This is a genomic window from Mucilaginibacter limnophilus (assembly GCF_004005815.1).
GTDB classification, from domain to species: domain Bacteria; phylum Bacteroidota; class Bacteroidia; order Sphingobacteriales; family Sphingobacteriaceae; genus Mucilaginibacter; species Mucilaginibacter limnophilus.
This window is the reverse complement of sequence record NZ_SACK01000013.1, coordinates 1-13652: the sequence shown is the minus strand read 5'-3', so window position 1 is coordinate 13652 and position 13652 is coordinate 1. Positions and strand designations below refer to the sequence as shown.

The 13652-nt window shown below is 44.6% G+C and carries 12 protein-coding genes; 10 read left to right on the top strand and 2 right to left on the bottom strand.

Features of this window, described 5'->3' with window-relative positions:
* Nucleotides 1-100 precede the first annotated feature (100 nt).
* A complete protein-coding gene (locus tag EOD41_RS19360) occupies nucleotides 101-721 on the bottom strand; it encodes a hypothetical protein (RefSeq protein WP_127708085.1) in 621 nt (206 codons plus the stop codon).
* A gap of 320 nt (nucleotides 722-1041) precedes the next feature.
* Between EOD41_RS19360 and EOD41_RS19355 the strand changes: the two genes are divergently transcribed.
* From EOD41_RS19355 to EOD41_RS19320, 8 genes are all read left to right on the top strand, one after another.
* Nucleotides 1042-3114 carry a M13 family metallopeptidase gene (locus EOD41_RS19355; protein WP_127708083.1) on the top strand — a complete coding sequence of 691 codons (2073 nt, stop codon included), beginning with the start codon at nucleotides 1042-1044 and terminating at the stop codon, nucleotides 3112-3114.
* Nucleotides 3115-3501: 387 nt separating this feature from the next.
* A complete protein-coding gene (locus tag EOD41_RS19350) occupies nucleotides 3502-4836 on the top strand; it encodes an MBL fold metallo-hydrolase (RefSeq protein ID WP_127708080.1) in 1335 nt (444 codons plus the stop codon).
* Nucleotides 4837-4919: 83 nt separating this feature from the next.
* Nucleotides 4920-5597: a tRNA (5-methylaminomethyl-2-thiouridine)(34)-methyltransferase MnmD gene (mnmD, locus tag EOD41_RS19345; RefSeq protein ID WP_127708078.1), complete on the top strand. Its 678-nt coding sequence runs from the start codon at nucleotides 4920-4922 to the stop codon at nucleotides 5595-5597.
* Between the two features lie 152 nt (nucleotides 5598-5749).
* Nucleotides 5750-6553, top strand: coding sequence for a nucleoside triphosphate pyrophosphohydrolase (gene mazG, locus EOD41_RS19340; RefSeq protein ID WP_127708076.1), 804 nt, complete (start codon nucleotides 5750-5752; stop codon nucleotides 6551-6553).
* Nucleotides 6554-6614: 61 nt separating this feature from the next.
* Nucleotides 6615-7055, top strand: coding sequence for a hypothetical protein (locus EOD41_RS19335; RefSeq protein ID WP_127708074.1), 441 nt, complete (start codon nucleotides 6615-6617; stop codon nucleotides 7053-7055).
* Nucleotides 7056-7181: 126 nt separating this feature from the next.
* Nucleotides 7182-7625, top strand: coding sequence for a hypothetical protein (locus EOD41_RS19330; protein ID WP_127708072.1), 444 nt, complete (start codon nucleotides 7182-7184; stop codon nucleotides 7623-7625).
* A gap of 66 nt (nucleotides 7626-7691) precedes the next feature.
* Nucleotides 7692-8243: an RNA polymerase sigma factor gene (locus EOD41_RS19325; protein ID WP_127708070.1), complete on the top strand. Its 552-nt coding sequence runs from the start codon at nucleotides 7692-7694 to the stop codon at nucleotides 8241-8243.
* Nucleotides 8240-9622: a hypothetical protein gene (locus tag EOD41_RS19320; protein ID WP_127708068.1), complete on the top strand. Its 1383-nt coding sequence runs from the start codon at nucleotides 8240-8242 to the stop codon at nucleotides 9620-9622. The genes EOD41_RS19325 and EOD41_RS19320 overlap by 4 nt, the downstream gene beginning before the upstream one ends.
* Before the next feature lie 190 nt (nucleotides 9623-9812).
* On the opposite strand, the gene EOD41_RS19315 is transcribed toward EOD41_RS19320, so the two are convergent.
* Nucleotides 9813-11060 (bottom strand): ABC transporter permease, encoded by a 1248-nt coding sequence (locus EOD41_RS19315; protein ID WP_240663501.1) that lies wholly within the window; start codon nucleotides 11058-11060, stop codon nucleotides 9813-9815.
* A 53-nt stretch (nucleotides 11061-11113) separates the two neighbouring features.
* Here EOD41_RS19315 and EOD41_RS19310 point away from each other — a divergent pair, with 53 nt between their 5' ends.
* Both EOD41_RS19310 and fmt read left to right on the top strand, forming a co-directional pair.
* A complete protein-coding gene (locus tag EOD41_RS19310; protein ID WP_127708064.1) occupies nucleotides 11114-12373 on the top strand; it encodes an exo-beta-N-acetylmuramidase NamZ family protein in 1260 nt (419 codons plus the stop codon).
* A gap of 77 nt (nucleotides 12374-12450) precedes the next feature.
* Nucleotides 12451-13368, top strand: a complete 918-nt coding sequence (gene fmt / locus EOD41_RS19305) for a methionyl-tRNA formyltransferase (protein WP_205780603.1) — start codon at nucleotides 12451-12453, stop codon at nucleotides 13366-13368.
* The last annotated feature ends 284 nt before the right edge of the window (nucleotides 13369-13652 follow it).

Here is a 13652-nt window from a genome sequence, read left to right as displayed (position 1 = left end):
GTTTGAATGATGAGTGGCAGGTAAGCAATCCGTAGCGATGGGTTTGAAACCCATCGCTATGTGGAAACGCATGATGTTAACTCGTCATTTACTTTAAAAATCAGTCAAGTGCGTTGACCAAACCTATAGCCTTTTGAGGAGTAATACTGAAATAATAGGCGGAATAGACTATGCCACCGAAGCTGTTACGTCCGTAACAGCGTAAAAAAACGGTGTAATTAACAATCTTTTTCTTATCTGCAGGAGTAAGGTTTTTCAATCGGTTTGCTAATGATGCTTTTCTTTGAGCAGTTTTTTCATACTCCGTTTTAAGTTCACCATAGTCGCTCCTTAAGGATTCTAACCAGTTATCGTGTCTTGCTAAGGTTGCCGAATCATTGGGCAGACCATCTTCTCTTTCTTTTAACTCGGCCTTCAGTAACCTTACCGTTCGTTGATACTCTGAATTGTACGACATAGTATCAAGCTTTTCTATTTTGTTTTCGTACCAGGACAAGGAATCAGTAAGGTCGGATTCCATGGTGTTTGGAGCAAGGCGGATACTGGAAAACTTATAACTGTAAGGATTCTTAAAGTGCATGGGAACATAAACCTTTTCAAAATAGTTTCTTGCATATGTTTTCAATGATTCCTGCCTTTTACGTTCACCTGCATCTTGTGATAATGCCGTAATGCTGCAATGGGTTATAACCAGGAAAAATAGAACTAATCTTTTTCTCATTTTAATATAATAGTATGTAAAAATAATAAGTATCATTCGCTTACTCACGGATAGTAAACCCATATTTACTTACGGTTCATTAATTTTACAAGTGTCTGCAATTTACATTTCCGCACAATATTTTTACAATTAGCAAGTTAATAAAATATAACTGGCGCGAAAATCATGAAAACTCTGTCTTTCAACCGTTTTGTACACGAATTGCTAAAAAGAACTCACCTGGATTATATCATCCAATGGCTTAACCGCTAAACATTTAGCCAGCCCGATTGCTTGTTCGACGCTAATTGGCTACCTTCACTTTATATTAACTACACATCATGAAATTTTATACCACGGGATTAACTTTCCTCGCGGCGGCATGCCTGTTTACGGCAGCGTACGCAAATGATGGCGGTAAGAAGCCTAAAACTGCTTTAAAACGCCAGGATCCACCTACAAAGTTTATCGATAAAGCCAACATGAACCTTGCTGTAAAGCCGGGTGATAACTTCTTTGAATATGCCAATGGCGGTTGGTTGAAAAACAACGTCATTCCGGCTAAAGAAACCCGCTGGGGAAGTTTTAACATGCTTCGCCAGGAAAACGCCGACAGGCTGGTGCTTATACTGGAAGAAGTAAGCAAAAACGCCAACAACCCAAAAGGCAGCGTAAAACAGCGTGCAGGCGACCTGTACGCCAGCGGCATGGACAGCCTTGCTATTGAAAAACGCGGTTACGACCCGATAAAAGCCGATCTGCAGCGCGTTGACAAGATCAGCAGCATTAAAGATGTGATTGACGAACTGGTTTACCAGCGTGTTAACGGTATTGCAAGTCCGCTGTTTAGTTTCGGCGTTGGCCAGGACTCGAAAAACGTCAGCAAATACATTGTAAGCCTTGGTCAGGGTGGTACAAGTTTGCCCGACCGTGATAACTATCTGAAAAGCGACGCTCGTACAAAAAAGATTCAGGACGCTTATAAAACATACATTGTAACCTTGTTTACACTAACCGGTTCGCCTGCAGATGCTGCCGAAAAAAATGCCGCCACCATATGGAACATTGAAAAGGCATTGGCAACCGCGCAAATGACTCGTGTAGCTATGCGCGATCCAAATCTTACCTATAACAAATTTACTGTGGCTGCTTTCAGCAAAAATACGCCGCACTTAAACTGGACAGAACTGCTGCCAAAACTCAAAACACCGGGACAAGATTCATTACTGGTTAGCTCTCCTGCCTTTTTAAAATCAGCCGACTCGTTACTGGCTGCAACGCCGGTTGCCGACCTGAAAACTTACCTGAAATGGAACATCCTGAAAAACGAAGCAGGCGCGTTAAGCTCACCGTTTGTTAAGGCAAGTTTTGCTTTCAGCAGCGCGATTAGTGGCCAGAAGGTGCAGGCGCCGCGTACCGAGCGTATGTCGGCCATGGTTGATGGCAGCCTGGGCGAATTGCTTGGCCAGTTGTATGTAGAGAAATACTTCCCGCCTGCAGCGAAAGAATATATGCTGAAGCTGGTGAACAACCTGAAAGCTACTTATGCCGAACGCATTCAAAAAGTTGACTGGATGAGCGATGCCACAAAAGCACGTGCGCTTAAAAAATTGAATGCCTTTACCGTTAAAATTGGCTACCCGGATAAATGGCAAACCTACGACGGGCTGGTGATTAACCGTAACGATTACTTTGGCAACCAGCGCCGTATTTCGGCATGGCGTTATAACTACAACGTAACCCGCCTTGGCAAACCGGTCGATAAAACCCGCTGGGGCATGACACCGCCGACGGTTAATGCTTACTACAATTCAGTGAACAACGAAATCGTTTTCCCTGCCGGGATACTGCGTTTTCCATTCTTTGATTACCAGGCTGATGACGCGATCAACTATGGTGGCATAGGCGCGGTGATAGGTCATGAAATTACCCACGGTTTTGACGACAAAGGCCGTTTGTATGATGCCGACGGCACCCTTCGCAACTGGTGGACTGATGAGGACAACACCAAGTTCACCCAGCGTGCCGATAAAGTGATTGAGCAATACAATGCCCTTACCGTGCTCGATACTATCCACGTAAACGGTAAACTTACACTGGGTGAAAACCTTGCCGACCTTGGGGGATTAAGCATGGCTTATGATGCCTGGAAAAAAACAAAACAGGGCCAAAGCGGTAATAATATTGACGGCTTTACGCCTGATCAGCGTTTTTTCCTATCTTGGGCGCAGGTTTGGCGCAGCAAGCAGTTGCCTGAAACCGCCGCTCAGCGTATCCTTACCGATCCGCACTCGCCTGAAGAACACCGTGCCAATGCCCCGCTCACCAATATCGACGCGTGGTACAAGGCATTTAACATACAGCCGGGCGAAAAACTATACAAAGCGCCCGAAGAACGCATTAAGGTATGGTAACAAGAAATACCCTGTCTTAAGTTTAAATCCGAACCCCGGCTCCATTGAGCCGGGGTTTTTTGTTGGCCTCACCCTACCCTCTCCAAGGGAGAGGGTTCTCCGCCTTCTGGTCATGCTGAACTTGTTTCAGCATCTCACATGCAAGCATTCAGTCCTGAGGGATCCCGAACAAGCCGCTAATGCACATTACCCACCATTCACAACTCACCAATTACCCTACTTGCGCTCGTCTATGACGAGTGCTTAATATAGCTTAGCGTCTGCGACGCGCTTACAATAAATTGTTAGCAACGTTAAGCACTTCTTATAGCGCAACTATATTTACCCACAATTCACCATTCGCAACTCACCAATTACTAATCTCGCCCAAACGCATATCTTTGCCACATGCTGATCCATCAATTTTATGATAAGGGCCTGGCCCATGCGTCGTACGCGGTATTGCGCGGGGGGCAAATAGCGCTTATTGATCCCGGGCGTAACCCGCAGCCATATTATGATTTCGCTACTTTGCATGAAGCTAAAATCGTAGCTGTTATTGAAACGCACCTGCATGCCGATTTTGCCAGTTCGCACCTCGAGATACACAATACCTGCGGGGCCACTGTCTATATCAGCAAGCATGCCGAAGCCGAATACCCGCACCAAACTTTTGATGACGGCGATACATTGCCGCTTGACGATATCAAACTCAAAGCCATCAACACGCCCGGCCACTCGCCCGATTCTATCTGCGTGTTGGTTGAGGATGAGAACGGCTGTGATGTAGCCATTTTTACAGGCGATACCTTATTTGTAGGCGATGTCGGCAGGCCCGACTTACGTGAAACTACCGGCATCAGCGCTAAAAAAGAAGAACTTGCCCGCCATCTGTACCATTCAACCCGTGATAAGCTAATGAAGCTTCCGAAAGAGGTAGTGGTTTACCCCGCACACGGCCCCGGCTCGCTATGTGGCAAAAACATCAGCGCCGATTTGCAAAGCACTATCGAGCGGGAGATACGTGACAATTACGCCCTGCAGTTAATGGACGAACTGAAATTTGTTAACCTGATGCTGTCTGAACAGCCCTTTATGCCAAAATATTTTGGCTTTGATGTGGCGGCAAATAAAACCGGCTTACCTGCTTTCGAACCAAGTGTTGAAGCTGTGATTGAAGGCAGGGAAGCTTCACTTCAAGAAAACACGCTAATAATCGATACGCGTCCGAAAGGAAACTTTGTGCAAGGCCATGCCAAAGGAGCCATCAATCTGCAGGATGGCGACAAATTTGAAACCTGGCTGGGTTCAATAGTAGCGCCTGATGAAGCGTTCATGCTGATAGCCGCTACTGCCAACGATCTGCAAAGCATGGCGGAAAAGGCGGCAAAAATCGGTTACGAAAAGAACATCGCCTCGGTATCAACATCCCCGCAGGGCGAAGAAAAATCACCCGCCTTTGCTGCCGATGACATAAACGACAATCCCGGGAAATACACCATAATAGATGTACGCAACGCGGGCGAAGTAAAATCCGGCAAGGCATTTAGTAACGCTATCAATATTCCGCTTCCCGAGCTTCGCGAACGGATTAGTGAGATTCCAACCGATAAACCCATTGTGGTGCACTGCGCGGCGGGCTACCGCTCGGCGGCGGCAAGCAGTATTATACAAGCTCTCATAAGCAACGTCCCGGTTTATGATATGGGTGAGCGGATACAACAGATGTTGGTTCATGGTTAATAGTTCATGGTTAATAGTTCATGGTAATTAAGTTCTGACCCAATAAAAAAAGCTATGAACTATGATCAATTAACTATGAACAAATGAACAACAACCTAACAATCGTCCCCACTGCCGATGGTTCAAATACCATTTACAATCCACAGGTGGGCGAAAACTATCATTCCAAACATGGCGCTTTGCAGGAAAGTAAACACGTGTTTCTTGATTCAGGATTAAAGTATTTCCTGGAAGGAAAAGATGCTAAAGAAGTATCAGTACTCGAAGTTGGCTTTGGTACCGGGCTTAACTTTTTACTTACTGCCAACTACTGCACGGCTAATCAAATCACACTGAATTACACCGGTATCGAGGCTTATCCGCTATCAACTGAAATGATAGTGCAGACAGGCTACGATCAATATGTTCCGACCGAAATATGGCAAAGTTTCACCGGCGCTTATCCATCAGCGCTAACGCATAAAACGGAGCTTAATAGCTTTTGCCACCTACATGTTGCCCATTGCAAATTACTCGATTTTCAATCGGCACAAAAATATGACGTGATCTACTTTGATGCCTTCGCAGCCATCCATCAGCCCGAAATGTGGGATGATACCGCTATTGCACATACCCTGCAGTTTTTAAAACCCGGCGGCGTGTTTGTTACCTACGCCATTACGGGCAACCTGAAACGCAGCATAAAAGCCTTAGGCCTCAAAGTGGAAAAAGCCAAAGGTGCGCCGGGAAAGCGGGAAATGCTGAGGGCGAGTAGACCATAGTCCATGGACAATAGACCATAGAAAATATAGTTGCCCCCCAATGATATATCATAGTTGATAGTCAATGCAACATTTCTGACGTTTTTGGATAAATACTATCGACTATGGACCATGGTCTATCGACTAATCCCTATCTTTACAAACAAAAACGTATGCCTTTTACCCCTCCTGCCACAGGTTTAACGCCTGCTTCATCGTTTGAACGTTTGCTGAAAATTATGGACGACCTGCGCGAGAACTGCCCATGGGATATGAAGCAAACCATGGAAAGCATCAGGCACCTTACCATTGAGGAAACATATGAACTGAGCGACGCTATACTTGACGGCGATATGCAGGAGATCCGCAAAGAGTTGGGCGACATTATGCTGCACCTGGTATTCTACGCGCGTATTGCGTCAGAAAGCAATGCGTTTAACATCACCGATGTATTGAACGGCATTTGCGATAAGCTGATTAACCGGCATCCGCATATTTACGGCGATACCGAGGTGAATAACGAAGATGATGTAAAGCGGAACTGGGAACAGATCAAACTTAAGGAAGGAAACCGCTCGGTACTGGCAGGTGTGCCGGCATCGTTACCTGCGCTGGTAAAGGCGTCGCGAATACAGGAAAAGGCTCGCGGCGTTGGGTTCGACTGGGAAGAGAAAAGCCAGGTTTGGGATAAGGTTGAGGAAGAAATGCAGGAGTTTAAAAATGAGTTTAACGCCGAAGATGAAAGCGCCATCGACCGTGAAAAAGCCGAGGGTGAATTTGGCGACCTGCTGTTCTCGCTTATCAACTACGCACGGTTTATCAACATAAACCCCGAAGACGCGCTTGAAAAAACCAACCGTAAGTTTATTAAGCGCTTTCAGTACCTTGAAGCCAAAGCTGCCCAACAGGGCAAAAAGCTGCATGACATGACGCTTGCTGAAATGGATATTTTTTGGAATGAAGCGAAAAAAGTTTAATTAGTTATATAATTGTAGCGTTTATAAATGGGTTGCCGTAAAGCTGGTATAACCCCAAACAATGAAAAAACACATAATTAATATACTTATAGTTGCTACCCTGTTATCAGGTATTACGCTTAGCGGCTGCATTAAGGATAACGACACGCTGGCACTGGCCACACCCGGGCCGATAACAGGAACCTTTGAAGGTCCGTTTAAGGTTCTTAAAAAAAGAGCGACAAACAACGGTTACGATACCCTGGTTAACGACACCCTTGAATTAACGTTAATGGCAAACAACGCTTTTACTGTTGATGGCGACACCACCAACCATGCCGGAAGTAAGGGCGCTTTTAAAAACGAAAACTTTATCCAGTTTAACGACAGAACTTACACCGACAAATCGCTAAAGAAACATCTTCACGGACTGTACAACTACTTTTACGACGGCCAAAAATTACAGATAACCCGCAGTTTTGCCGATGGCGTGGGCGTAATTTACGATTTGAGAAAAAAGTAACACCTTATTTCACACTACTTCATACTTCTTTCGTAACCCGCTAAAATTCAGATATAAAAAATTTATACCTGCTTGTAGCGTTTGTGTAATATCATACGTAAATAATTATACAAAGCTTAAAGGATTATGAAAAAGACAACGATTAATGTGTTAGTGGTGATTGCCCTGTTTTCGGGCATAATGTTTACAAGCTGTTTAAAAAGCAAAAACGAAGTTACCCCTGCCCCTAAAATTACCGGAACTTTTGACGGTACGCTAAAAAAATTAAAGAAGAACATGACAAGCGGTAAATTTGATACCGTATTTAAGTTTGGCTTTGCAGTGAGGATGAAGGCCGACAGCGGATTTACTGCTACAAGCGATTCAACACTGCATTCAAACAGTCATGGTAAATTTGCTAACGATTACAGCTATATACAATTTGATGATGCTACTTATGCCAGCAGCTCAACAAAATTGTTTTTACATGGCGTGTATATTTACTCGTTTGATGGCACACGTTTACAATTTTTGGCCTCAAAAGGTGATACTGTTGCTTATTTTTATGATTTAAAAAAGATAAGTAATTAAAAAACAGTGTCATTACTTACCTTTACCCTTCCAAAAAAGGAAGATCACAATTTCTCGAGGCCATTAATGTTAAAACCCAAAAGCATTACTGAGAGCGAGCTCATCAGTCAATGTAAAAAAGGCAGCATACGATATCAGGAAGTACTGTATAAACAGTACTATGGGTATGCTATGGGTATAGGTTTGCGGTACAGTATAAACCGTGACGATGCATTAGAGGCCGTGAACGATGCTTTTATAAAGGTTTTTAACGCGATACACACCTACAGCGAAGATAAGCCTTTTAAAGCGTGGCTGCGTACAGTGGTGGTAAACACTGCTATTGACCAGCGGCGTAAAGGTTTGAAATTTATGATGAATACTGATATTGATGAGGCGCCGCCTATTGGGCAGCATGCCAGTGTGGTTGGAAAGATGAATGCTGAAGATATACTGAAGCTGCTTGATGAGCTGCCTGCAATACAGAGTACCATTTTTAACTTGTATGAAATTGACGGTTACAGCCATGAAGAGATCGGCAATATGTTAGATATCCCGGTTAGCTCGTCAAGGGTTTACCTGAGCAGGGCCAAAGAGAAATTAAGGAAGATTTTAAGTACGGAGGAACAAGAACTATGAAAGAGGATCTTGAAAACGACTTAAAGAGACGCATCAGCGAGGTTTTCGATAATTACGAAGACAATACCGCCGATGAAGGCTGGATGCTGCTGCGGGAGAAATTTCCTGCACAAGCAAAGCACCGCGGTGTAGCAAGGTTGTGGTGGACCTCTGCAGCCGCGGTGATCCTGCTCTTCCTGGGAGTTGGACTGTGGCTCAACTACGAAAGCGAAAACCAGCAGGTACAAATAACAAAAACATCTGTAAAAAAACCGCAACAACAGCCTGTACATGTAACTGAACCTGCTGTTACCGACAAAACTGAAGTTGAGGCCGAAACCGTTGAACAAGCGGCTGCACCAACTGAAGCTGAGAATTTAGCAAACAACAACTTTAAACCGGCAGCTCCATCATTAAGTGTTCAGCCACGTCCGGAAAATACTGTTCAGGTTATAACACAGCAGCCTGTAAAAAAAGAAAGTGTTAAAGCGCCTGCCATTGCTCCTGAAGCACCAAATGGACAAGTTACTGATCCTGTTTATGCGGTTACACAGCCTGTTGACACAAAACCGGCCCCGGTTACTCAAACTACGTCTGTAACAGCACAAAAACAGCCTGCAATGCAACCGGTGATAGTGCAACAACAACCGGCGACGGCAAAAAGCTCAATTATGGCACTACTGGAAAAAGACAGTAAGCCGGCAAATAACCGTAAAGAAGAAAGCAGTGATAAAGCAGTAAAATTAGGACTTTATGCCGCCACTTATGTAAACTATGCCAAGGGCAGCGATAACAGGGTAAATGTAGGCGCGGGTTTAACATCCGATTTCCGAATTACCAAAAACCTGAAGCTGTCAACCGGTATCGCGATAGCGCAAAACTCATTCAACTACAACTCTGGCGCGGTAGCAGAAGTTCCGGCGGTAGCTGTGCAGCAGTCGGTAGCGTTAACCGCTATGAAAGACGATAACAAGATGTTTAACGGTATTATCTCATCGCCATCGCTACAAAACTATAACGCCAGTCTGTTAGGGCTTGATATTCCGGTTAACCTAAAATACGAATTTGCCCCGGGTAAAAGCGATACGTATGTTTCTGCTGGGGTAAGCTCGGGTACATTCCTTAACGAGAATTATACCTACAAATATGGTTACAGCGGCGCGGTTAGTGGCTCATTGGCACAGCCTATCGGCGAAAAGATAACCGAAGGCTTTGGTAACTTTTACTTAGCGCGAACTTTAAACGTAGCGTTTGGTGTTGGTTATCCGCTCGGTAAAAGCAATACTCTGGTTATAGAGCCATTTTTGAAATACCCGCTTGATGGCATGGGCGCGCAGCAGATTAAGTTCGGCGCGGGCGGTATTAACCTTAAACTGAACTTCCAGACCAAAAGAAAATAAAAGATCTGAAACCGGATTTATTCATAGCATATAAACGGTTAAACAGGGCCACTCCATAACGGAGTGGCTTTTTTTGTTAATATGGTGCCATTATTCTGACGGTGTTGACTGGTGTTGACGATGTTGACTGGTGTTGACGATGTTGACTGGTGTTGACGGTGTTGACTCTGTTGACGTCAACACCTACAGTTTACTTAAACCGTATCGACTTAACCGGCGAAATTTTAGCCACTAGTGACGAAGGGATAATGAGCACCAGTAGACATATCACCAGCGTGCCGATGTTAAGCAGCACTACATCCTTCCAGTCGATAAGTATCGGCACAAAGCTCATGTAGTACGAGGCGGCGTCGAGTGTAAAAAAGTGCGTATGCTGCTGGAACAGCGCCAGGCCCAGCCCGAACAGGTTACCAAGCAGCAATCCCAGGCCTATCAGGTAGGTAGCGTTGTAAAGAAATATCTTTTGTATGGCCCAGTTGGCAGCGCCCAGTGCTTTAAACATGCCTATCATTGCGGTACGTTCGAGTATCATAATAAGCAGTGCCGATATCATATTGATCACAGCTACAATGGTCATCAGTATCAGCATAACCCGGGCGTTTACATTAAGCAGCTCCAGCCACTCAAAAATAGTAGGATAGCTTTCCATTACCGTGTACGATTTCAGCCTGACAGGCATGGTAGCCGCCAGAGCACTGTTGGCCTGCCTGATCTGGTCGAAACCGGTTGCACGCACTTCATATCCGCCAATTTCATAGGGTTCCCAATTGTTTAGCCGCTGTATAAGCGACAGGCTGCCAATAACGAACGTGCGGTCAACCTCGTCAACCCCGGCGCTGTAAATACCGCAAATGGTGAATTTACGCTTGCGCAGAGGTTCCTGAACGAAGTACATCAACAGGTCGTCGCCGGTTTTAAGTTTCATGCGGTCGGCTGTTTGCCTCGATATCATGATCTGCTTCTGCGCCTCAACTGAATCCTTAAAGTCAATCACCTTGCCCTCAACCAGCGCGTTCTTAAAAAACTGCCAGTCGTAATGGCTGTCGACACCTTTCAGCACCACGCCTTCAATTTCATCATTGGCCTTGATGATGCCCGGCTTGGTAGCAAACGGAGATATGTGAGTAATGAGTTTGCTTTTAAGAGATTGCTTTACAAAGTCATCATCGGCAATAAAGGGTGAGTTTTCATATGAATTATTCAGGTCGAACTTCACCACCTGTATATCGCCGGCAAAACCGCGGATCTTTTCGCGTATCTCCTGCTTAAAGCCGCGCACTATGGCCATGGATAGTATCATCACCCCAAGGCCCAGCATAATACCGATAACGGCTATGCGTACGATAAGCTTCGAGAACGTACGCTTCGACTTAAATGTTATTCGCCCGGCTATGAAAGATGAAAAACCCAAACCTGTATGATTTTTGTAACTTCGCAAATATGCAGTTTTGCCGTTAAAAAACTACGGTTTAATTACCGCTATACACTACTATGATAAATACCGCCATGATATTACGCACAGCCGCCCTAAGTGTTTTACTTGGGGCCACAACCTGCAGCAATCAACCTGCGAAACAACAACATTCGGCTGCTGACAACGCTACAACCAGCGTACAACAACCTGCAGAACAATCAAAAGGCATCGTGATAGCCGCTAACCGTACCGAAGCTTATATCGATCAGCTTAAAGGCAAGAATATCGGTATGGTAATTAATCAGACATCTACCATTGGCAAAGGTAAAAAGCTTACCGTTGACAGCTTGTTGAAGCTGGGTGCCGGTATAAAAAAGATATTCGGGCCTGAACATGGTTTTCGCGGCGATGCCAGCGATGGTGCTACCGTTGCTAACAGTACCGATAAGGCTACTGGATTGCCGGTAATTTCCTTGTATGGTAAACACTACAAACCCACTCCGGCCGACCTGAAAGGCCTCGACCTGGTGATATTTGATATTCAGGATGTAGGCACCCGCTTTTATACTTACATATCCACACTGCATTATGTAATGGAAGCCTGTGCCGAGAATAATATTCCGGTGATGGTTTTCGACAGACCCAATCCAAACGGCTATCTGGTTGACGGGCCGGTTTTGCTTGATACCACGGTAAAATCATTTGTAGGTATGCATCCTGTACCCATAGCCCATGGCATGACCATCGGCGAATATGCCCAAATGATAAACGGCGAGAAATGGCTCAAAAACGGCATACAATGCAAACTGACCGTTATAAAAATGGAAGGTTATAACCATCAGGTGGATTATACGCTGCCTGTGCCGCCGTCGCCAAACCTGAATACGCAGCAGTCAGTATTACTGTATCCAAGCCTTTGCCTTTTTGAAGGTACTACTTTTAGCATTGGGCGTGGTACGATGTTTCCATTCCAGGTGGTAGGACATCCGGCATTAAAAGGTAAATACAGTTATTCTTTTACACCGGTAAGTATTCCGGGCATGAGCGAAAATCCACCGCAAAAAGGTAATACCTGTTACGGTATTAACCTTAAGGATTATGATGTTCATAGTCTTAAATCATCAGGAAAACTGAACCTTAAATGGCTAATCGAATTGTATAAAGCTTTTCCTGATAAAAAAACGTTTTTTAATACGTATTTTGTAAAGCTTGCCGGTACCAAGCAGCTTCAAAAGCAAATAGAAGCAGGGGTAACAGAATCAGAAATACGCAGCAGTTGGGAACCGGCGTTAAATGACTTTAAAGCGACACGCAAAAAGTACTTATTGTATCCATAATGCTGTATTTTGCTACAGCATTAACAAACATTAGCCACCGTTCTTGTTTATATATTTTTATTTAGATACAGCATACCATGAGAATTGTATTTATGGGCACGCCCCAGTTTGCCGTAGCATCGTTAGACGCCCTTATAGCTGCAGGATGTGATATCGTAGCGGTAGTTACCGCGCCCGATAAACCGGCGGGACGCGGACAAAAAATCAGCGAAAGCGCTGTTAAACAATATGCTGTTGAACATGGTATAAAGGTACTTCAGCCTGTAAAGCTTAAAGACCCTGAATTTCTGGAACAATTACAGGCAATTAAAGCCGATCTGCAGGTTGTGGTGGCATTCAGGATGTTGCCCGAAGTAGTTTGGAATATGCCACCAAAAGGCACCATCAATTTACATGCCTCCCTGCTGCCGCAATATCGCGGTGCCGCACCAATAAACTGGGTATTGATAAACGGTGAGAAAGAAAGCGGTGTTACTACCTTCTTTTTAAAGCATGAAATTGATACAGGTGATGTTTTGTTCACCGAAAAGGTAACCCTTACCGGCCATGAAACCGCAGGCGAACTGCACGACCGCCTGATGCATAAAGGCGCGGGCTTGCTGGTAAAAACGGTTAAGGCCATTGAAAGCGGCCGCTACCACGAGCATCCGCAGGAACAATTAGCAAGCGGAACCCAGCTGCAACATGCGCCAAAATTAACCAAAGAGCTTGCTGTTATAGACTGGACACAGCCGGTACAAAAAATTTACAATTTAATACGCGGACTTAGCCCAACTCCTGCCGCCTCAACCACGCTTAACGGTAAAAATTTTAAGATTTACAGTGCCGAATATCAGGACAAGGAACCGGGCATACAACCGGGCGGCTTTTTAACCGACAACAAAACCTACCTAAAGTTTGCCGCTGCAGATGGTTTTATCTGTCCGTTAGATGTGCAGTTGGAAGGCAAGAAACGCATGGGTATTGATGAGTTTTTAAGAGGTGTGAAGTTATAACACCTTTACTGCCTTAGTTGTAACTGAAGTCTTGCATTAAAGCCGGATTTGTATTTTATAACCGCACTTCTGTTACTACCATTTCTATTGCAGTTCTTCGTTAGGCATTGAAGAGTGTTTTATCATCGCAAGTGGATGTCACTTTCTTTTGACAGCCAAAAGATTTCTATGATAAAAGCAAGATTAAGCTGCTATTTTTGAATGATAGGTTTTGTTGTTTTTTACAACAGAGACAATGCGCTGGAGCATTTTATTTCGTAAGGCGTTGATAACGCTCATTTTGT

Coding starts and splice junctions, on each gene's coding strand:
- EOD41_RS19360 (WP_127708085.1), bottom strand. CDS start 721: ATGAGAAAAAGATTAGTTCTATTTTTCCTGGTTATAACCCATTGCAGC.
- EOD41_RS19355 (WP_127708083.1), top strand. CDS start 1,042: ATGAAATTTTATACCACGGGATTAACTTTCCTCGCGGCGGCATGCCTG.
- EOD41_RS19350 (WP_127708080.1), top strand. CDS start 3,502: ATGCTGATCCATCAATTTTATGATAAGGGCCTGGCCCATGCGTCGTAC.
- mnmD (WP_127708078.1), top strand. CDS start 4,920: ATGAACAACAACCTAACAATCGTCCCCACTGCCGATGGTTCAAATACC.
- mazG (WP_127708076.1), top strand. CDS start 5,750: ATGCCTTTTACCCCTCCTGCCACAGGTTTAACGCCTGCTTCATCGTTT.
- EOD41_RS19335 (WP_127708074.1), top strand. CDS start 6,615: ATGAAAAAACACATAATTAATATACTTATAGTTGCTACCCTGTTATCA.
- EOD41_RS19330 (WP_127708072.1), top strand. CDS start 7,182: ATGAAAAAGACAACGATTAATGTGTTAGTGGTGATTGCCCTGTTTTCG.
- EOD41_RS19325 (WP_127708070.1), top strand. CDS start 7,692: ATGTTAAAACCCAAAAGCATTACTGAGAGCGAGCTCATCAGTCAATGT.
- EOD41_RS19320 (WP_127708068.1), top strand. CDS start 8,240: ATGAAAGAGGATCTTGAAAACGACTTAAAGAGACGCATCAGCGAGGTT.
- EOD41_RS19310 (WP_127708064.1), top strand. CDS start 11,114: ATGATAAATACCGCCATGATATTACGCACAGCCGCCCTAAGTGTTTTA.
- fmt (WP_205780603.1), top strand. CDS start 12,451: ATGAGAATTGTATTTATGGGCACGCCCCAGTTTGCCGTAGCATCGTTA.